The sequence below is a fragment of the Pantoea sp. SGAir0184 genome, from assembly GCF_043544755.1.
In genome coordinates this window covers 2,884,878-2,905,515 of the sequence record NZ_CP028050.1, presented here as the reverse complement: position 1 = coordinate 2,905,515, position 20,638 = coordinate 2,884,878, and the positions used below count along the sequence as shown (strand labels likewise).

At 60.3% G+C, this 20,638-nt stretch carries 15 protein-coding genes and 1 pseudogene; 12 read left to right on the top strand and 4 right to left on the bottom strand.

Features of this window, described 5'->3' with window-relative positions; all coding sequences use genetic code 11:
- Positions 1 to 28: 28 nt before the first annotated feature.
- Positions 29 to 967 carry a D-alanyl-D-alanine endopeptidase gene (gene pbpG, locus C1N60_RS13745; RefSeq protein WP_058769479.1) on the top strand — a complete coding sequence of 313 codons (939 nt, stop codon included), beginning with the start codon at positions 29 to 31 and terminating at the stop codon, positions 965 to 967.
- Positions 968 to 1,191: 224 nt separating this feature from the next.
- The gene (locus C1N60_RS13740) at positions 1,192 to 3,633 is read left to right on the top strand and encodes a DUF3772 domain-containing protein (protein ID WP_150361788.1); all 2,442 of its coding nucleotides are present in this window, start codon (positions 1,192 to 1,194) and stop codon (positions 3,631 to 3,633) included.
- Between the two features lie 102 nt (positions 3,634 to 3,735).
- Here C1N60_RS13740 and dld read toward each other — a convergent pair whose 3' ends face one another.
- On the bottom strand, positions 3,736 to 5,445 hold the full coding sequence (gene dld, locus C1N60_RS13735; protein WP_058781288.1) for a D-lactate dehydrogenase: 1,710 nt from the start codon (positions 5,443 to 5,445) through the stop codon (positions 3,736 to 3,738).
- Between the two features lie 155 nt (positions 5,446 to 5,600).
- Here dld and bglX point away from each other — a divergent pair, with 155 nt between their 5' ends.
- On the top strand, positions 5,601 to 7,898 hold the full coding sequence (bglX, locus tag C1N60_RS13730; RefSeq protein WP_031279874.1) for a beta-glucosidase BglX: 2,298 nt from the start codon (positions 5,601 to 5,603) through the stop codon (positions 7,896 to 7,898).
- A 177-nt stretch (positions 7,899 to 8,075) separates the two neighbouring features.
- A pseudogene (locus tag C1N60_RS13725) lies at positions 8,076 to 8,955 on the top strand (oxygenase MpaB family protein).
- Here C1N60_RS13725 and C1N60_RS13720 read toward each other — a convergent pair.
- Positions 8,946 to 9,239 (bottom strand): hypothetical protein, encoded by a 294-nt coding sequence (locus C1N60_RS13720; protein ID WP_394520990.1) that lies wholly within the window; start codon positions 9,237 to 9,239, stop codon positions 8,946 to 8,948. The pseudogene C1N60_RS13725 and the gene C1N60_RS13720 sit on opposite strands and share 10 nt — an antisense overlap.
- Positions 9,240 to 9,465: 226 nt before the next feature.
- On the opposite strand from C1N60_RS13720, the gene C1N60_RS13715 reads away from it, so the two are divergent.
- Positions 9,466 to 10,575 (top strand): suppressor of fused domain protein, encoded by a 1,110-nt coding sequence (locus C1N60_RS13715; RefSeq protein WP_136548117.1) that lies wholly within the window; start codon positions 9,466 to 9,468, stop codon positions 10,573 to 10,575.
- A 51-nt stretch (positions 10,576 to 10,626) separates the two neighbouring features.
- Here C1N60_RS13715 and C1N60_RS13710 read toward each other — a convergent pair whose 3' ends face one another.
- Positions 10,627 to 11,520, bottom strand: coding sequence for a LysR substrate-binding domain-containing protein (locus C1N60_RS13710; RefSeq protein WP_394520989.1), 894 nt, complete (start codon positions 11,518 to 11,520; stop codon positions 10,627 to 10,629).
- A gap of 100 nt (positions 11,521 to 11,620) precedes the next feature.
- On the opposite strand from C1N60_RS13710, the gene C1N60_RS13705 reads away from it, so the two are divergent.
- The 3 genes from C1N60_RS13705 (at position 11,621) to idi (ending at position 15,169) form a co-directional block, all read left to right on the top strand.
- On the top strand, positions 11,621 to 12,355 hold the full coding sequence (locus tag C1N60_RS13705) for a sulfite exporter TauE/SafE family protein (RefSeq protein WP_394520988.1): 735 nt from the start codon (positions 11,621 to 11,623) through the stop codon (positions 12,353 to 12,355).
- Between the two features lie 191 nt (positions 12,356 to 12,546).
- Positions 12,547 to 14,442, top strand: coding sequence for a methyl-accepting chemotaxis protein (locus C1N60_RS13700; protein ID WP_058769488.1), 1,896 nt, complete (start codon positions 12,547 to 12,549; stop codon positions 14,440 to 14,442).
- Between the two features lie 193 nt (positions 14,443 to 14,635).
- Entirely contained in the window at positions 14,636 to 15,169 is a 534-nt protein-coding gene (gene idi / locus C1N60_RS13695) for an isopentenyl-diphosphate Delta-isomerase (RefSeq protein WP_394520987.1), read from the top strand.
- Between the two features lie 31 nt (positions 15,170 to 15,200).
- On the opposite strand, the gene C1N60_RS13690 is transcribed toward idi, so the two are convergent.
- Complete coding sequence (locus tag C1N60_RS13690) at positions 15,201 to 16,667, bottom strand: MFS transporter (RefSeq protein ID WP_058775318.1); 1,467 nt, start codon at positions 16,665 to 16,667, stop codon at positions 15,201 to 15,203.
- Between the two features lie 217 nt (positions 16,668 to 16,884).
- Between C1N60_RS13690 and C1N60_RS13685 the strand changes: the two genes are divergently transcribed.
- The 4 genes from C1N60_RS13685 to C1N60_RS13670 are packed head-to-tail and all read left to right on the top strand — an operon-like array spanning position 16,885 to position 20,622.
- Complete coding sequence (locus tag C1N60_RS13685) at positions 16,885 to 17,793, top strand: glycine betaine ABC transporter substrate-binding protein OsmF (protein ID WP_058780854.1); 909 nt, start codon at positions 16,885 to 16,887, stop codon at positions 17,791 to 17,793.
- A 3-nt stretch (positions 17,794 to 17,796) separates the two neighbouring features.
- Positions 17,797 to 18,963, top strand: coding sequence for an ABC transporter permease (locus C1N60_RS13680; protein WP_394520986.1), 1,167 nt, complete (start codon positions 17,797 to 17,799; stop codon positions 18,961 to 18,963).
- A complete protein-coding gene (locus C1N60_RS13675) occupies positions 18,956 to 19,891 on the top strand; it encodes an ABC transporter ATP-binding protein (RefSeq protein ID WP_021508457.1) in 936 nt (311 codons plus the stop codon). Before C1N60_RS13680 ends, C1N60_RS13675 begins: the two co-directional genes overlap by 8 nt.
- Positions 19,891 to 20,622 (top strand): ABC transporter permease, encoded by a 732-nt coding sequence (locus C1N60_RS13670; RefSeq protein WP_021508456.1) that lies wholly within the window; start codon positions 19,891 to 19,893, stop codon positions 20,620 to 20,622. The genes C1N60_RS13675 and C1N60_RS13670 overlap by 1 nt, the downstream gene beginning before the upstream one ends.
- Positions 20,623 to 20,638: the final 16 nt, after the last annotated feature.

Sequence of the window (20,638 nt, the reverse complement as noted above, 5' to 3'; positions counted from 1 at the left end):
AACCTCCTCACCGGATTTTTTTGACACGATGTCTGTAAAAATGCGTATTTCTTTGCTGTCGCTGGCGCTGTTTGTCGCCGCGCCAGCTGCGATGACTCCGGCGCTCGCCGCCGCAGCAAAACTGGCCGATCTGGCGCCGATTGCCCAGCCGCAAATCGCCTCCGGCAGCGCGCTGATTGTCGATCTCGATAATAACAAAGTGCTGTTTTCCAGCCATCCGGATCGGGTGCGGCCTATCGCGTCGATCACCAAAGTGATGACCGCGATGGTGGTGCTGGATGCCCGGCTGCCGATGGACGAAATGCTGTCGGTGGATATCAGCCAGACGCCCGAAATGCGCGGCGTATTCTCGCGCGTGAAGCTCAACAGTGAAATCAGCCGCCGCAACATGCTGCTGCTGGCGCTGATGTCCTCGGAAAACCGCGCGGCGGCCAGCCTGGCGCATCACTATCCCGGCGGTTACGATGCCTTTATACGCGCCATGAACGCCAAAGCGCGCGCGCTCGGCATGACGCACACCCACTATGTGGAGCCGACCGGTTTGTCGCTGCATAACGTCTCCAGTGCGGAAGATCTGGTGAAGCTGCTCAAGGCCACGCGCCAGTATCCGCTGATTGGCCAGCTGAGCACCACCAAAGAGGAGACGGCGGTGTTTAAACACCCCAGCTACGCGCTGCCGTTCCGCAACACTAACCATCTGGTGTACAAAAATGACTGGCGCATTCAGCTGACCAAAACCGGTTACACCGACGAGGCCGGTCACTGCCTGATAATGCGTACCATGATTAATAACCGCCCGGTAGCGCTGGTGGTGCTGGATGCGTTTGGCAAATATACCCACTTTGCCGATGCCAACCGCCTGCGCGACTGGCTGGAAACCGGCAAGGCGGCGCCGGTGCCGGCGGCCGCGCTGGCGTACAAAAAGCAGAAAGCGTCGCAGCTTGCCAGCAGTGCGGACGTGGAGTAGCGCAACCCGTTACTCAGCGTAGCGGCGCAAGGGAGTGCGCCGTGTGCCGGGGTGGCGCGTGACTGACGGTCAACGGCGCTTAAATGAACAAAATTTCTTATCGTTAGCACCAATGTTTTACGCCACCATTCCTATAGTTTCCCTGACGGCAAAGTCCTACACTGGCGACCATTCACGGTCAACCTTGCGTTTATAGGCTGTTATTGCGCTGGAATCTCACTCATATGTTCAAGTTTCGTTCTCTGTTTACCCCGTTCCTGCTGCTACTGGTGTTATTCACGCCGGCGCTCAGCTATGCGGATGACAACGCCGCGCCCGCGCAGCAGGAAGAAGACGCGGCACCGAAGGTCAATCCGGCGGTTGAACTGCCGAAGATGCAGAAAATCCTCGACAAAATTAAGGGCCAGGTGTCTGGCGATACCAATGAAAACCAGCTCAACCAGCTCAATGAGATGGCGCTGGAGCTGTCAGGTAATGCGGAAACCCTCGGCCAGGCGCTGATTCCGCAGCGTCAGCAGCTGGATGCGCAGCTGGCGGTGCTCGGCCCGGCGCCGAAGGCGGACAGCGGCGTGAAAGAGACGCCGGAAGTGACGCGCAAACGCGCCGCGCTGGAGAATCAGAAGGGCAAACTGGATGATCAGATCAAGCAGGCCGACGGCATCAAAAACGGGGCGCTGGTGCTATCCTCGCAGATCGTCAACCTGCGGCGCGATCAGCTGAAAAGCCAGCTGGCGCTCAACTCCGGCAGTATTTTAGGGCCACGCTTCTGGTCACCGCTGTTCAGCCGTCAGGACCTGGATGGCGAAAAAATTGGCGACTTTATCAGCGAGCTGCAGGATACCGCCGCGCTGTCGTGGGAGCCGGGCTGGCGCGTGGGCACGGTCGGCTGGCTGCTGGCGGCGCTGCTGGTGATGACGCTGGGCCGGCGTTACAGCGAAGAGTTTCTGGCGTGGGTCAGCATTCACAAACTGCCGGAAGGGCGGCTGCGCCGCAGCTTCCTCGCGGCGGCGATTGCGCTGACCACGCTGGCGGCCGTGGTGCTGACCTTTAATTTTCTCTCGCTGGCGTTTGTGCGCCGCGATGAAGTGTCCAGTGACGTGCAGGATTTTATCAGCCGTCTGGTGCAGCTTAGCGTTTACTGCGGACTGATCGCCGGTCTCGGCCGCGCATTTCTGTCAACGCGCCGCCCGAGCTGGCGTCTGCCGAGCATCTCCAGTGAAGTGGCGCTGGCGCTGAAGCCGTTCCCGCCGATTACCGCCGCGCTGGTGTTTATCTTCCAGACCGCCGAGTCGTTTAACTACACGGTCGGCACCAGCCTGAACACCACCATTTTTGCTAACGGCCTGACGGCGCTGCTGATTGGCAGCACCGGGCTGGCGATCAGCATGCGCACCAATCGCGTGCGTCGTCGCATGGCGCAGGCCGGCAATCCGCCGGAAGCGCGTCCCACAGTCGTCGGCCTGGTGCAGCTGGCGCTGACGGTCACCGCCGTGGCGATTCTGGTTTCGCTGATTGTCGGCTACGTCACGCTGGCGCGCTTCCTCAGCTATGAAGTGATCTGGTGCGGCATCCTGTTTGGCTCGTTCTACTTCCTCAGTCATCTGATCAACGACGGTTGTGAAAGCCTGTTCTCCACCAACAACGCGACCGGCAAGCGGTTGCAGACCTCGCTGAATATTGACGAGCGCTACCTGCAGCAGGCCGCAACGCTGCTCAGCGCCGTAGGTAAAACTCTGCTGGTGGCGTTTGTCGCGCTGGCGCTGCTCAACGGCACGTTTGCCTCGTCCACGCCGATTGAGCTGATCCAGAAAGTCATTGAGTTCTGGGGTGGCAAAGGGCTGGAGTCGCTCAACATTGTGCCGGCGCACATGGTGAACGCCATTCTGTGTCTGGTGGTGGGTATCTACGTGCTGCGCTCGGTGCGGCGCTGGCTGGACAAAGAGTTCCTGCCGAAGACCACCATGGACATCGGCATGCGCGTGTCGCTGGTGACGCTGTTCAGCAATATCGGCTACGTGCTGATTATCCTGCTGACGCTGTCGATTATGGGGCTGCAGTGGAACAAGCTGGCGTGGATCGTCAGCGCCCTGTCGGTGGGTATCGGTTTCGGCTTACAGGAGATTGTGAAGAACTTCATCTCCGGTCTGATCCTGCTGACCGAGCGTCCGGTGAAGGTCGGCGATCTGGTGAGCATCAGCGGCATTGAAGGGGATATTCGTCGTATTAACGTGCGTGCGACTGAGATTCAGCTGGGCGATAAATCCACGGTGATTGTGCCGAACTCGCAGCTGATTTCGCAGAACGTGCGTAACGCCACCATGGGCAATGCGCAGGGCGTGGTGACGATTCAGCTGACCTTCCCGCTGGATATCGATCCGGTGCAGGTGCGCGAGCTGTTGCTGGACGTGTACCGCGAGAACGAGCGTATTCTCGAAACGCCGGAGCCGTCAGTTTCGTTTAAAGATTTGACGCCGGCCGGCATTGTGCTGAGCGTGACCGGCAACGTCGCCAGCCAGCGCCAGATTTCCGGTGCGAAAAGCGATCTGCTGTTCGATATCCTGACGCGCCTGCGCAAAGAGGGCATCGTGCTGTCGACGCCGCAGACCATGATTATTGAACGCCGCGCGCTGCCGGCGACGCAGAATGAAGGTGAAGCGTTGCCATAATGGCATGAGACCGTAGCGGCGCAATTCATTGCGCTAAGGTTTGCCTCTGATGCAGCAAACCCGCGCGATAAATCGCGCCGCTACGGGTCCGGCAGATCTGACTCAGGCTTTCACCGCCCAGCCTTTTTGCTTACTGGTTTTCCCGATGCCCGGGTTAAAGGTATTGGTCGGATCGAGCTGGCGATAAAACGCCTGCAGCTGCGGTTTGGCCGCATACAGATGGCCAACGTTATGCTCTGCCGGATACTCCGCGCCGCGCGCCGCGAGGATCGCCAGCATCTTCTCCTTCAGCGCATGGGCATCTACGCCTTTCTTCACAATGTAATCCTGATGAAACACGTGGCAGAAGAAGTGGCCGTAGTAAAGGCGATGAATCAGATCGTTATCAAACTCCGGCGGCAGGCGCTCAAACCACTCCTGATCGTTGCGGCGCAGCGCAATGTCCAGCGCCAGAATATCCTCCACTTCGTCAGCGTGCACTGCGTGATAACGCACGGCGGCACCGGCTGCGGCAAAACGATGCAGAAAGGCGTGCGCGCCCTCTTTGGCGTCGCAGGCAAAGAACTCACCGCCGCCTTCGCGGAAATACTCCTGCAGATACGCCTGCGCTTCGGCCACGCCGTCGCCGGACATCTTCAGCATCAGATGGTGCTCGTATTTGTCACGATACTGCTTCAGGCGCTTCGGCAGGTGCGCCGGGAACCAGCGGCTGATGCGTTGCAACAGGCGATCGGTCAGGTGCGGCTTAACGAAGCTCAGCTTGCTGAGCCAGGCATCCACCCGGCCTTTGAGGGTGAAAAACAGCGGCATCTTGTCGGTGCCGAGTTTATCAATCATCACAAAGGTGTCTTTGCCGTAGACCTCGGCGATGTCGAAAATATCGCGGTGCATGTACTCACCGGCGACCGGTAAATGGGTAAACTCCGCCAGCATGTGGCGACGCAGCTCGCCGAGCGTCGCCGGGTCGTTGGTGCCAATGTAAAACACCTGCTGCTTCGGCTCGGTGGGGAAGGTGTCGAGCCGCACGGCAAACACCGCCAGTTTGCCGGCGCAGCCTGACGCCTCAAACAGGCGCCGCTGGTCGGCGTTGAAACGCGCCGGCGTATCGGCATGAATGTCCCGCACCCGTTCGGCGTATTCGTGGTCGGACGCGTGACGCGCATCCCAGCGCACATCATCCGGCTGCCAGCGCTCGTCGTCCAGCCGGCCAAGAATCTCTTCCGGCGAATGACCGAGGTCAATGCCCAGATGGTTGACCAGCCGGAGCTTGCCGTCGGCGTCCACCTGCGCAAACAGCGCCATTTCGCTGTAGGCCGGGCCGCGTTTGATCAGCGAGCCGCCGGAGTTATTGCAGATGCCGCCCAGCACCGAGGCGCCGATGCACGAGGAGCCAATCACCGAGTGCGGCTCGCGCCCGAGCGGTTTAAGGGTTTTCTCCAGCTGATACAGCGTGCTGCCGGGGAAGGCGAGAATCTGCCTGCCGCCGTCGATCAGCTGCAGTTTGTCGAGACGCAGGGTACTGATGATCACCACCGGGCGATCGTAATCGTTGCCGTTGGGCGTTGAACCTTCGGTCAGGCCGGTATTGGCGGCCTGCATCAGCACGATGGCATCGGCCTGTACCAGCGCCTGCAGCACGCGCCATAGCTCCAGCAGCGAGCCGGGGAAAACCACCGCCAGCGCATCGCCCTCGCCGGAACGGAAACCCTTACGATAGCGCGCGGTCTGCTCCGCGTCGGTCAGCAGCTGTGATGCGCCGACCAGACGGCGCAGCTCGGACAGCAGGGCAGGGTGTGAGGTGTTGTTATTCATTAGCCTATCCTTGTCGTTAACGTGGCGTTTCTACTGTAGCACGCGTCGGCCACGGGGGCGCAGTGTGACAATGGCGGCTACCTGCTATCCTCATCTTGTGGCACACTGCCCCGGTTATTTCGATATTGCGCAGTTACTTAAGAGAACCCGACCTGATGAAATGGATTTACTCTGTTAGCCTCGCTGTTTCCCTTGCCGTGCAACCCGCGTTTGCGGATGACCTGTTCGGCCCCCATCCAATGACGGAACAGGCGCGCGACGCCTTTGTTAATCAGCTGCTGAGCAAAATGACGCTGGATGAAAAGATTGGGCAGATGCGCCTGATCAGCGTCGGTCCGGATACGCCAAAAGAGGCGATTCGCGACATGATTCAGCACGGCCAGGTCGGGGCGATTTTCAATACGGTAACGCGTCCGGATATCCGCGCCATGCAGGATCAGGTGATGCAGCTCAGCCGCCTGAAGGTGCCGCTGTTCTTTGCTTATGACGTGGTGCACGGCCAGCGCACCATTTTCCCGATCCCGCTCGGCCTCGCCGCCAGCTGGGATCTGCAAGCCGTTAGCGAAGTGGGGCGCATCTCGGCCTATGAAGCGGCAGACGATGGCCTCAACATGACCTGGGCGCCAATGGTGGATGTGTCGCGCGAACCGCGCTGGGGCCGCGGCTCTGAAGGGTTTGGCGAGGATACCTATCTCACTTCGCAGATGGGCAGTGCGATGGTCAAAGCCATGCAGGGCAAGAGCGCCGCCGACCGCTACGCCATCATGACCAGCGTTAAGCACTTTGCAGCTTACGGCGCAGTGGAAGGCGGTCGTGATTACAACACCGTCGACATGAGCCCGCAGCGCCTGTTCCAGGATTATCTGCCGCCGTATAAAGCTTCACTGGATGCCGGCAGCGGCGGCGTGATGGTGGCGCTCAACTCGCTGAACGGCACGCCGGCCACCGCCGACAGCTGGCTGCTGAAAGATATTCTGCGCAACGACTGGAAATTCAAAGGCATCACCATCAGCGATCACGGCGCCATTAAAGAGTTAATCAAACACGGCGTCGCCAGCGATCCGCAGGATGCCGTGCGCATTGCGCTGAAATCCGGCATCGACATGAGTATGAGCGACGAGTATTACAGCAAATACCTGCCGGGGCTGGTGAAAAGCGGCGCGGTGAGCATGGCGGAAATCGACGATGCGGCCCGTCATGTGCTCAACGTTAAATATGACATGGGCCTGTTCAACGATCCGTACAGCCATCTCGGACCGAAAGGCAGCGATCCGCAGGACACCAATGCGGAAAGCCGCCTGCACCGGGCGGAAGCGCGCGACGTGGCGCGCCGCAGTATGGTGCTGCTGAAAAACTGGCATGAAACCCTGCCGCTGAAGAAAGAGGCCACCGTGGCGCTGGTGGGACCGCTGGCCGATAGCCAGCGCGATATCATGGGCAGCTGGTCGGCTGCGGGCGTGGCGAAGCAATCTGTCTCGCTGCTGCAGGGCATGCGCAGCGCCATGGCCGGCAAAGGCACCGTGCTGTATGCCAAAGGGGCCAATATTTCTGATAACAAAGGTATCCAGAACTTCCTCAACCTGTATGAGCAGGCGGTCAGCGTCGATGCCCGTTCGCCACAGCAGTTGATTGACGAAGCGGTCGCGCAGGCGAAAAAAGCGGACGTGGTAGTGGCGGCCGTGGGCGAGGCGCAGGGCATGGCGCATGAAGCGTCGAGCCGCAGCGACCTGGTGATCCCGCCGAGCCAGCAGAAGCTGCTGGCGGCCCTGAAAGCCACCGGGAAACCGCTGGTGATTGTGCTGATGAATGGCCGTCCGCTGGCGCTGGTGAATGAGGACCGCATGGCGGATGCGATGCTGGAGACCTGGTTCAGCGGTACCGAGGGCGGTAACGCCATCGCCGATGTGCTGTTCGGTGATTACAACCCATCGGGCAAACTGCCGGTGTCATTCCCGCGCTCGGTCGGGCAGATTCCGATTTATTACAATCATTTGCCAACCGGCCGTCCGTACAATTTCGAGAAGCCGAACAAGTACACCTCGCACTATTACGACGCGGTCAACGGTCCGCTCTATCCGTTTGGTTACGGTTTGAGCTATACCCAGTTCAGCGTGTCGCCGGTGAAGATGTCTGCACCAACCATGCCGCGTAACGGCACGGTGGAAGCCAGCGTGACGGTGACGAATACCGGCAAACGCGATGGTGCCACGGTGGTGCAGCTGTACCTGAACGATCCGGTTGCCAGTATCAGCCGTCCGGTGCAGGAGCTGCGCGGCTTCCAGCGCATTATGCTGAAGGCCGGCGAGTCGCAGACCGTGCGCTTTAAGATTGATGTCGATGCGCTGAAGTTCTGGAATCAGAAGATGCAGCACGTCGCCGAGCCGGGCAAATTCAACGTGATGATCGGTCTGGATTCAGTCAGAACCCAGGATGCGCAGTTCGATTATTTGTAATTGAGGGTTTGTTATCCTGATTTTTCCCTCACCCTCTCCCGGCGGGAGAGGGAACCGATCAAACCGACTTTTAGCGGATATTATCCTCTGACCTGCCCGCTTCAGCGAACTGCCCCCTCTCCCGCGCGCGGGAGAGGGCTGGGGTGAGGGAAAGGTCATTAGCGCAAGAACGAACAAATGAATCTCCGCCACCGCATCGAACAGCAGGTCTTTCGCCTTAACGGCCTGTCGCTCAACGAGTTTGACATCTCTCAACCGCCGGGCGATCCCGGCCTGTTCGGCCCTGACCACATCATCTGGCAGGTGCACGGCGACTTTCCCGCGATGCTGTGCGGCGGCATCAGCGCGCTGATGCTACAGATGCTGCATCCGGCGGCGCTGGCGGGCGTGTGGGATCACTCCAGTTTCCGCCAGGATATGCTCGGCCGGCTGCGGCGCACCAGTCAGTTCATCGCGGTCACCACCTTCGGCAACACCGCTGATGCGCATACCCTGATTGAGCGGGTTAAACGCATCCATCTGCGCGTCACCGGCATCGATAACACCGGCAAACCTTATGCCGCCAGCGATCCGCATCTGCTCACCTGGGTGCACGTTGCAGAAACCAGCCGCTTCCTGGCCGCGCATCTGCGCTACAAAAATCCACAGCTCAGCCTCGCCGATCGCGATCGTTATTACGCCGAAGCGGCGCGGGTGGCGGAAGCGCTTGGTGCGCAGCAGGTGCCGAAAAGCGTAGAGGCGGTTGAGGCCTATTTACAGACGATGCGTGCAGAGCTGGTTTACGATGCGCGCACTCACGAAGTGATGCAGCTGCTGCTTAACGCGCCGGCACCCCAGCTGGCAGGCGAAACCGGCGATGCGCGTCATGCTGCGGGCTGGCTGTGGTCTGCTGCCCGACTGGGCGCAACAGCTGATGCAACAGCCGATCGGGCCAGTGACGCAATGGCGGATTGATAAGCAGATCGCGTTGATTGCCGCCCTGTTGCGCTGGTCAATCCAGCGTGGCGCCTGGGCGCGTGCCATGCAGCGCATGGGGCGCGATCCGCGTTACAGGTGAAATTCATCCTGCTTGCTGGTGTAGCTGCGCGGCGTGCGCGCCTCGCGTTTCAGCAGGAGCTGGCGCTGCTGATAGTGATGCAGCAGCATGCCCAGGCCAACGCCCAGTAGCGCCAGCGGCACCAGCGTGTAGTAGATATCCAGCGGCAGCAGCTCCAGCAGCGCGATGGCACCGACGATCAGCGTCAGGGCTGTCATCACCCACGTATAGCGGACAAACAGCCACAGCAGCAGGGCGAGAATCACGATTTCGCGCAGATTGAGATCGAGGGTTTGCAGCACCATGACGACAGCTCCGCAACAGAAGAGTGCGCTGACAATAGCATGCGAAGCGGTAAAAGAATCGCAAAAAAATCTGAAGCTTCGCCGTCGCTGCCCCCGCCATTCTTAAGCCGGGCTGAACGATGGCCTGGCGCACTTTGAGAGTTTTACCCTTGTGTCACATGGCGCGAGTGCCGATCCTGCTCTATTCTCGGGGAAAATGGATCCCTCCAGGCATTGTCGAGGCGTTATGACACACCAACCTCTGATTGCTGAGGTGCCGAATCAGCAACACACTTTAACCGCCATCGTTGAACAGGATGCGCGTACCGCCTATTTTTATATCTGGCCGAACGACCTGTTCCGCAGTCAGTACGCCGTGCGCGGCTGCTGGTTGCGCAATCTGCTGCCGGCACCGGCGCAGGAAGATCGCGAAGCGATGGAGCAGGGTATTGCGCCGCTGCTCAGCGCCAGCTATTGCCGCACGCTGGAAGCGGAGCCGATGCTCGATCCGGCCGGCCTGCAGATTCTGTGGGAGCCCAGCGACGACGGTGCCGCGCTGTGGTATTACGGCCAGCTGCTGGCGGTAATCCCCGGCTGGAGCCTGTATCAGGACAAGCAGGTCAGCTTCTCGGCGGGCTGCATCAAAGAGAACCGTCTCACCGCGCCGCTCGGTTCAGCCTCCACCAACGATTACTACGCGCGCGCCGAACAGCAGCGTCATTTCTGGCGTGACTGGCACGATGGCCAGCAGTGGGATCGCGTGCAGAGCGAGCTGCTGCAACGTTACCAGGCGCAGTTTGGTGAGTCGGTAAAATATTACGCCATCGATCAGGGCAACTGGCCGCCGATGGCGATTTCGCAGCACTGGCATAACGGCGTGTGGTATTTCTTCACGCTCGGCATGAGTATCCGGCCGATGCCGCAGGTGGATTACCTGTTTGATGAGCTGGCACCGCAGTACCGGCGTGTAGAGCTGGCGATGGCGGTGGACGGCGAAGTGATGACCGAGGCCAACGCGGTACAGATGGCCAGCGCGCTGGCGGAGTTTGCTCATTTGCCGTGGGCGCGGCTGACGTGGATTGGCGAAGGGCACACGCTGGCGTCGGAGGTCGCGCCGGTCGGCTTTGAAAGCTTCCTGCTGGCCAACGGGCTGGCGGGCGAAAACGCGCAACTGCGGCTGCCGAAGCGCGACGGCGATCGGCCAAATCTGCTGTGGGCGACGCCGATCACCGAAGCCGAGCGGCTGTTTGCCCAGGCGGACGATCGCGGCGGCCAGCAGCTGCTGCAGCGTTTGCTGTCGCAGGGCAGCGATCATGTGTTCCGTCCGCGCCAGGAAGTGGTGGAGTCCGCACCGTAGTGCCTGCCGAATAAGCCCCGACATACCCCTCTGGCAGCGACCAGGCGGGTATTAAGCGGATGCTTCCCGTTCCAGCCATGCGACAAAGCGGTTTAGCGAAGATGATTTGTCCACGTCAGGCGCAATTAACGCCACGTAGCGGCTCCCCTTCGCCTCAACAGCTAACGGGGTGACAAGCCGGTTGCCCTGCAGATCATGTCCCAGCATTTGTATTCCACCGATACCCACACCGACGCCATCAATAATCGCCTGCAGACTAATATAATTGTGTTCGAATCGCTGAAAACGTTCCGGACGCACCTCCCCGACGCCAGCCTGCTTCATCCACCGTTCCCACTCGCCTGACCGCGTACTGGATAACACGACAACGTGGGTCGCCAGGTCTGCAGGAGTGTTCAGCGCTTTTGTGGCTAACAGTTTCGGCGCGGCAATCAGGGTGAGCTTTTCCTCAAATAATGCTTTCTTCTCAAAGTAACGCCATTCAGGTTTGTTCAGCGCATCCCGGCGAATCAATACGTCAAAGCCAGATAGCCCTTTCACCTCCGAACTGTTTGAGGTGGATACCGAGATTTCAATGTCAGGATATTGGCTATGGAATGCCGGCAGGCGCGGGATCAACCAGTGCATCGCAAAGGTGGTTTGCGCATTGACGCGTATCGTGCGGGTGTTGGGTGTTTTGCCAAAGCGCACCGCAGCATCGCTGATGATGTCAAAAGCGGTGCTGATCTCTGCGGCAAAAGCCCGGGCATGTTCCGCCGCCACGCTGCGTTGTCCCTGGCGTTCAAATAACGGTTGCCCCAGCCACGCTTCAAGCACTTTGATCTGGCGGCTAACGGCACCGTGAGTCATCCCTAATTCCTCAGCCGCGTCACTCAGGCTGTTGGCGTGCGCGGCCGTTTCGAACAGCCGCAATGCATTCAACGGCGGCAGGTTACGTTTTTTCATCTGTGACTTTTAGTATCAGTGGTGGGCAATATTTATCGATATTATGATCGAATCGCCCTCATTAAGATGCGTGCTTTGCCGTTGAAAATGAGGAAAGTCAGTGGGTGATTATCTCTTTGTGACGCTGATCGCGATCCTCTCCGGGGCGCTGAGTGGCATCATCGGCACCGGTTCTTCGTTACTGCTGCTGCCGCTGATGGTCAGCAATTTCGGCCCCAAAGTGGCGATGCCGGTCATGGCTATCGCCGCAATCCTGGGAAATCTCTCGCGCATCGCGGTCTGGTGGCGTGAAATCGACTGGCGCGCCACTCTGGCCTATAGCCTGCCTGGCGTGCCAGCTGCGTCGTTAGGCGCGCATGTGCTGCTCTCTTTACCCGCCTGGATCATTGATGGCGCGCTGGGTCTGTTTTTCTGGGTGATGATTTTGGTCAGACGCAACCTGAAAAACAGTCACTGGACGCTCTCGATAAAGCAGTTAGGGCTTTGTGGTGGCGTGGTGGGTTTTCTGACCGGACTGGTTCTCTCCACCGGACCGGTGAGCGTGCTGATTTTTACCGCCTATGGATTGAGCCGTGGCGCGTTTATTGGCACGGAAGCATCGAGCGCCTTGCTGTTATATTTCAGCAAGGTCAGTACGTTTGCCTTTCAGCATGCGCTCTCAATGCAGATTGTGCTCACCGGTGTGTTAGTGGGCAGTGGCATTATGCTGGGCACCCTGAGCACGAAGGTGATAGTCCAGAGACTGTCAGTCACACAATCTGCCGTGCTGATAGACGCCATTCTGTTTATTTCCGGCGCAGGATTAATCGTTAATGCCTGGTCAGGAGCACAATAAAGTTACATTTCATTCTTTGCAGTCTCTTCATTGCTGAGGAACGGCAGGGTAAGGCCAGTGACAATAAGCGCTCTTATGATCACGCTATTCAATCAGTTAACCATTTTGTGATCTTGCGCACCTCAAGTTCCTCTGTAACAAGCCGTTAACCTCGATCAGGCAACTCGCCACACCAGGGTAAGGGCACACCGATGTTAAAAACCACACAATCCCGTTTTACCGCGACTTTAGTCGCATTCTTCGTTGTTCTTATGCTGGTCACCGTCCTGGTGATTAACCAGTTCATCGCGCCGCAGCTTAGCCAGAACGAAAGCCGGCTGGTGCGCTATGAGGTGGATGGTCTCGCCGGACGTATCGTCGAGCAGATGAACCGCGTGCAGGCACAGCAGCGTGCCATTACCGAAGCGGCGGGCGTGATGGACAGCGCCGCCATTGATACGCTGCTGCCGGCGCTGGTTAACCAGTATCAGGACAGCAACGTGTTCGGCGGCGGTATCTGGCCGTTACCTAACCGGCGCGATCCGGCGAAAGAGAAAGACAGCTCGTTCTTTGCGCGTAACGCCAGCAACCAGTTGCAGGTCAACACCTACTGGAACTCCGATGCTGCCGACAAATACTGGGAGCAGCCGTGGTACAAAGACGGCATGGCCGCCGAGAAGGGCCAGTGCGCGTGGGCGAAGGCTTATCAGGATGCCGCCAGCCCGCAGCCGCGCACCAACTGCGCGATGGCGATTTACCGTAACGGCACTGTCTGGGGCGTCTCAACCATTGACGTCACGCTCGGCTTTTTCAACCAGCTGGCGCAGCAGATGGGTGAGGCGATTCATGGCCGCGTACTGATTGTCGAAGCGGACGGCAAAGTGGTCGGTAATGCCGCGCTGCTGGAGGGTACACCGAAGCTGGAAAATCTGGCTGATACCCAGCTGCCAATGGCGGCGGCGCTGAAAGGGCTGCTGGCACAGGCCGGTTCTCAGCCGTCGCAAACCACCTTCAGCGGAGAAGATGGTGAGCACACGCTGTTCCTGCAGGCCATTCCCGGCAGCCCGTGGTATCTGGCCAGCGACGTGCCGTCAGCGCTGCTGGATGCGCAGACGCACAGCATGCTGACCCGTCTCGGCCTGGTCCAGATCCCGCTGGCGATTCTGCTGCTGCTGGTGCTGCTTGGCTTTGTCCGCGCGATGATGAAACGCCTGAATCTGCTGCATCAAAACATCGAAGCGCTGTCGACCGGTGGTGCGGATCTGACGCAGCGTCTGCCGGCCAGCAATAGCCCGGAATTCAACGCTGTGGCGCAAAGCTTTAACCAGTTCATCGCCCATTTGCAGGGGCTGATGCGCCAGGTGGGCGACAGCGCACTGGCGATTACCGCGGCTTCACGTGAAATCGCCAGCGGCAACGCCGATCTCTCGGCGCGGACTGAATCGCAGGCGAGTTCCATTGTGCAAACCGCCGCGTCGATGGAAGAGCTGACCGGCACGGTGCGTCAGAACGCCGACAACGCCACGCACGCTAACCAGCTGGCAGATGGCGCGTCCCAGGTGGCGGCGCGCGGCAGTGAAGTGGTGCGTCAGGTGGTCAGCACCATGGGCGAAATCCATCACTCCTCGCGTAAGGTGGTGGATATCATCAGCGTCATCGACAGCATCGCCTTCCAGACCAACATTCTGGCGCTCAACGCGGCGGTAGAAGCGGCACGCGCCGGTGAACAGGGCCGCGGGTTTGCCGTGGTGGCTTCGGAGGTACGCAATCTGGCGCAGCGTTCCGCCAACTCCGCGCGCGAAATCAAGAAGCTGATTGAGGAGTCTGTGGCCAATATCGACACCGGCAGCCAGCTGGTGGAGCAGGCCGGACAAACCATGGACGAGCTGATGCAGGGCGTCAGCAGCGTCACAACGCTGATGAGCGAAATCATGTCCGCCAGCCGTGAGCAGAGCATGGGGATCGAACAGGTGAACGTGGCGATTACCCAGCTCGACGGCAGCACCCAGCAGAACGCGGCGCTGGTGGAGCAGGTCTCGGCAGCGGCGCGCGCCATGGAAGAGCAGAGCGTGCAGCTTGAGCAGGTGGTGCACGGCTTCAAACTGTAATTCATCCCGTCAGAGAGCACAGCGGCGCGTTTTTTGCGCCGCTGTCACGCTTTTCCCCGCCTTTTTCTGCTGAATTATCTGCTGGCTGCTAAGCTTACTGCTTATCGCGCCAGCGCACGGAATGTGCGCGATTTTCTCCGCTGCCGCTTCCGCTATTGTGTACAATAGTGGGGAATTTTCCGAAGGAGTTGTCATGCCCGCCATTGAAGTTATCCTCGTTGACCACCTCGATCGTCCCACCGGCAAGATGGAAAAGCTGGAAGTGCATGAGAAAGGATTGCTGCATCGTGCGGTAACGGTTTACGTGTTCAATTCGTGCCATGAACTGTTGCTGCAGCGCCGGGCGCAAAGCAAGTATCACTGCGGCGGTTTGTGGAGCAATACCTGCTGCAGCCATCCTTACCCGCAGGAGCCGACGCGCGATGCGGCTGAGCGCCGCCTGCGTGAAGAGATGGGACTGGATCTGGCGTTAACGCCGGTGTTTGAACTGAGCTATAACCTGCCGCTCAGCAACGGTCTGATCGAACATGAGTACGGTCACGTGTTTTTCGCCATCAGTGACGAAGTGCCGGTGCTCAACCTTGATGAGGCTGACGACTGGTGTTACCGCTCAGTCGAACAGATTCAGCAGGAGATGCGCGACAATCCGGCAAAATTCACGCCGTGGTTCCTGCACACTTTTCCGCGCATCCCCAACACGCTGGGCGATTTCCGCCTCACCGCCTGAGCCAACGCCTCATCGCTGAGGCGTTATCCGCTTACTGAAAATCTTCCGCATCGACGTCATAGCCTGACGGTTCCCAGCGAATCGCCAGCAGCGCCAGTAATCCGGCCAGCGGTGCGAGCAGGATCACCCAGAACACGCCGGTGCCGAACGCCGCCACCAGCAGCGGAAACACAAACAGGGATACCGTCGAACTGGCGCGCATCAGCGTCTGGTTAAAGCCGACGCCCACGCCGCGCAGCGAAGCCGGATAGCTCAGCGAGGCAAAGGTCATGGTGTGCGAACCCGGACCAAACCCCTGGCCGAACAGGAACAGCGCCAGCATGGCAATCGCCAGGGCCGCTTCCTCGCCGCCGGCCGGGCGACCAATCAGCGCCAGACCCAGCAGCGCCGCACACTGGCAGGCGTAACCGGCCACCGACATCTTCCATGCGCCCAGCCGCGGCACCAGCCGTACCGCCAGCAGGCCGCCAACAAACGCAAATAGCAGGTTAAGCGCCAGAGAGACCAGAATGGTGGTCAGCATCGACTGCGCGAGGAAGCTGGAGATGATCACCGGCAGGCCAAAGGCCACGGCGTTATAGGCAAACGACGAGGCAATCGAGGTTATCGTTGCCAGCAGCGTACGGCGGCGGTAAACGCCCTGCAGCAGCGCGCCGTAGTTGCGCCAGCTGGCTTTACGTACTGGCTGTGCGGCAGTGAGATCGGCATCCTGCGCGACCTCCGCGTTGATGTTATATGACCGCCGCAGGATTGCCGCTGCACCCTGCAGGTTGCCCTGATTTGCCGCCCAGATCGGTGATTCGCTCATGTAACGACTGCGGATGGCGATGATCAACAGCGCCGGTACCGCGCCAAAGCCGAGGATCAGCCGCCACAGCCAGTCAGTATGGCTCTCTGGCAGCACCGCATACAGCAGCAGCACCAGCAGATAGGAGATGCTGATCGCCGCGTACCAGGTGGGACACCACATCGCGACGCTGGCGGCCTTATTGCCCTGACCGCGCAGTCGGGAAAACTCCGCCAGAAACGCCATCGCCACCGGCAGATCGATGCCGACGCCGAGCCCCATCACAAAGCGCGCCGCCGCCAGCACGTACTCGTTCGGCGCAAAGGCACAGGCCAGTGCCGCTACCACGAAAAAGAACATATCGGCCATAAAGACCCGATAGCGACCAATTTTATCGGTGAGATAGCCACCGATCAGCGCGCCAACAATCGCGCCAAAGGTGATAGCCGACGCCACCATGCCGGTGCCGGCGGGCGTCAGATTGAATTCGCGCGTGACATCTTTAATACCGAAGGCCAGCGCACCGAGATCGTAGGCATCGAGAAAAACCCCGCCCAGCGCAATGGCGATGACGATGCGCGCATTGCTGCGCGAGGCGTTACTGTTGTTGACCAGCCGCGTCACGTCGGCTGCACTGCGAATCCACTGCGTCTCGCCCTGCGGCGTATTCCCTGCCAGCGCCACGTGCGCCGAAGAAGTTAAGTCAGACATGATGTTGTGTGATTTATTGTAATGATTGGGGCTATGAGCATAAGCCGCGCCACGGATGTGAAAAATTCTATTTGGTTATAAGTGCAACCAAAGCGTTCTATAAAACCGGCAACGGATAGCAGAAAAAGAACGAATTGCGCCGCTTGACCGCACCCATCCCGTTTCGCCAGGCTACGCTTGATAATCACTGAAAGAAAATAATGCTGAGGAAAGCGCCATGATTAAGCAGGGTTTATTGGGGATGATCGCATTCGCGATGAGTGTCGGGGCCGTGCAGGCAGCGGACCCGGTCAAGGTAGGTTCCAAGATCGATACTGAAGGTTCGCTGCTCGGCAACATCATTCTGCAGGTGCTGAACCAGCATGGGGTAAAAACCGTGAATAAAATCCAGCTCGGTACCACGCAGGTGGTGCGCGGCGCAATCACCGCCGGTGAGCTGGATATCTATCCGGAATATACCGGCAACGGGGCGTTCTTCTTCAATGATGAGAAGGACGCGGCGTGGAAAAACGCGCAGCAGGGCTATGAGAAGGTGAAAAAGCTCGATGCAGAGAAAAATCATCTGGTGTGGCTGACGCCAGCACCGGCTAACAACACCTGGACCATTGCGGTGCGCGGCGATGTCGCGCAGCAGAATAACCTGCAATCCCTCGACGATCTCAGCGCTTACCTGAAAAAAGGCGGCACCTTTAAGCTGGCGGCGTCGGCGGAGTTCATCGAGCGCAGCGATGCGCTGCCGGCGTTTGAGAAAGCCTACAACTTCAAGCTGGGCCAGTCACAGCTGCTGTCGCTGGCCGGCGGGGACACCGCTGTTACCATCAAAGCGGCCGCCCAGCAAACGTCCGGCGTCAATGCGGCGATGGCTTACGGTACCGACGGCCCGGTCGCGGCGCTCGGCCTGCAAACCCTGAGCGACCCGAAGGGCGTACAGCCGATTTACGCGCCCGCGCCGGTGATCCGCGCCAGCGTGCTGCAACAGTACCCGCAGATTGCCGACTGGCTGCAGCCGGTATTCAGCAAGCTGGATGAGAAAACCCTGCAGCAGCTCAACGCGCAAATCGCCGTTGACGGTCAGGACGCCAGCCAGGTGGCGCAGCAGTGGCTGCAGCAGAATAAGTTGCTGTAAGCGGTGCTGTCACGGATAAACCGACCGCGCCAGCAGCCGGTGCTGCTGGTGCTGACGTTGCTGATCACGCTGGCGCTGGGAGCGCTACCGCTGCTGAGCTATGCGGCCAACCGGCTGGTCTCCGGACAGCCGCTGATGCTTTGGCAGGTAACGGCAGGCTGGCTGCTGCTGCTGCCGCTGTTATGGCTATGGCTGGGATTGTGGTGGCCGCCAGGTCGCGGTGCGGCGCTGGCGCAGCTGCTGGGCGCGGAGGTACTGTTCGCCCTGCTGATTGGCATCGGCGGCCACGCCGCCAGTGAGCTGGCCCGCAGCGGCAGCCCGCTGGCGCGCAGCGCGCTGGGCAGCGGCCTCTGGTGTGCGGCAGGATTAGCGCTGCTGCTGGCCGCCGAAGCGATTCGCCAGCTTAGCCAGCAGACGCCGCTGCGTATTCTGCTTAATCTGCAACTGTGGCTGCCGCCGCTGATACTGCTGCTGAGTGGTCAGCTTGACGCGCTGTCGCTGCTGAAAGAGTACAGCAATCGCACCGCCGTCTTTAACGCCGCGTTCAGCCAGCATCTGCTGCTGCTGGGCGGCACGTTGCTGCCCACCTTACTGATTGGTCTGCCGCTGGGACTCGCCATCGCGCGTCGCGCCCGCTGGCAACATGCCGCCTTCAGCGTGCTGAATCTGATCCAGACCGTGCCGTCTGTGGCGTTGTTTGGCCTGCTGATTGCACCGCTGGCCGGGCTGGCGGCGCATTTTCCGCAGCTGGCGCGCCTCGGTATCAGCGGGATTGGCGTCGCGCCGGCGCTGATTGCGCTGGTGCTGTATGCACTGCTGCCGCTGGTGCGCAGCGTGGTCGCGGGGCTACAGCAGGTGCCGCAGGAGGTGCGTGAAACCGCGCGCGGCATGGGCATGAGCGGCTGGCAGCAGTTCTGGCACGCCGAGCTGCCGCTGGCGCTGCCGGTGTGGCTCTCCGGACTGCGCGTGGTGGTGGTGCAAACCGTCGGGCTGGCGGTAGTCGCCGCACTGATTGGAGCCGGCGGCTTCGGCGCCATTGTGTTTCAGGGACTGCTGAGCAGCGCACTGGATCTGGTGCTGCTGGGCGTGATTCCGGTGGTGGCGCTGGCGGTGATATTCGATGCGCTGCTGCGATTGCTGTCGGCACTGCTGGAGAGAGGACATGATTGAATTTCATCAGGTGAGCAAAGCGTTCGCCGGTAAAGAGGCGATTCGCAACCTGTCGCTGAAGATTGAGAAGGGCAGTTTTACCGTGCTGATTGGCACGTCCGGCTCGGGTAAATCCACCACGCTGAAGATGATAAACCGGCTGGTTGAGCATGACAGCGGCGAAATCCGTTTTGCCGGTGAGCCGATCGAGCAGATGGATGCGCGCGCGCTGCGGCGGCGCATTGGCTATGCCATTCAGTCCATCGGCCTGTTTCCACACTGGAATGTGGCCAAAAATATCGCCACCGTACCATCGCTGCTCGGCTGGCCGCGGGAAAAAATTGCCGCACGGGTTGAGGAGCTGCTGGCGCTGCTCAATCTCGACAGTCAGCTGGCGTCGCGCTATCCGCACCAGCTCTCCGGCGGCCAGCAGCAGCGTGTTGGTGTGGCGCGCGCGCTGGCGGCCGACCCGGAACTGCTGCTGATGGATGAACCGTTCGGCGCGCTCGATCCGGTCAACCGGCAGGCGCTGCAACAGGAGATGCTGCGCATTCAGCAGCTGTCGGGGCGCACTGTGGTGCTGGTGACGCACGATATCGACGAAGCGTTAACTCTCGCCGATCAGCTGGTGCTGATGGACGGCGGAGAGATTGTGCAGCAGGGACGGCCGATTGACCTGCTGACGCAGCCTGCCAGTGATTTCGCGCGCCAGTTCTTTGGCCGCAGCGAGCTGGGCGTGCGTCTGCTGGCGCTGGGGCGGGCCGGCAGTGCGGCACGACGCGGTGAGTGGCTGGAGGCGGAACCGATCGCCGCCGGGCTGACGCTGCGCGAGGCGCTGTCGCAGTTTATTGCGCGCCGCACCGACAAATTACCGGTTGTCGATCAGCATCAGCAGCCGCTGGGCGTGCTGCACTTTAGCGATTTGCTGCGACAGCAGGAGGCGGGCTGATGCGAGTGCTGCGCGATCCGCTCTACTGGCTGCTGGGGATATTTCTGCTGTTGCTGTGGGGGTTACCGCACAGTGCGCCGCTGTTTGCGCACTGGTTTCCACAGCTGGAGCGTCCGCTGTACCAGCAGGAGAGTTTCTGGCAGCTGGCGCTGGCCCATCTGCTGCTGGTGATCAGCGGCAGCGCGCTGGCGATTGTGGTGGGCGTTGGCTGTGCGGTCTTCGCTACCCGTCACGGCGGCAGGGCGTTCCGCCCGCTGCTGGAGACGCTGGCGGCTGCCGGCCAGACCTTTCCACCGGTGGCGGTGCTGGCGATTGCCGTGCCGGTCATGGGCTTTGGCGCTGCGCCGGCGGTGATGGCGCTGTTTCTGTATGGGCTGTTGCCGATTCTGCAAGGCACGCTGGCGGGACTGGACAGCGTTCCGGCCAGCAGCCGTGAGATCGCCGTCGGTCTGGGAATGGGGCCGTGGCGGCGTCTGTGGCAGATAGAGCTGGCGCTGGCGGCACCGGTGATTATGGCAGGCGTGCGCACCTCTGTGATGATCAACATCGGCACCGCGACCATCGCCTCAACCGTCGGGGCGGAGAGTCTGGGTTCGCCGGTGATTATCGGTCTGAGCGGCTTCAATACCGCTTATGTGATTCAGGGCGCGCTGCTGGTGGCGCTGCTGGCGCTGATCTGCGACCGGCTGCTGGAGCGGTTGCAGCACGCACTCAGTGGGTATGCAGAATAAGGCTGTAGCCAACCAG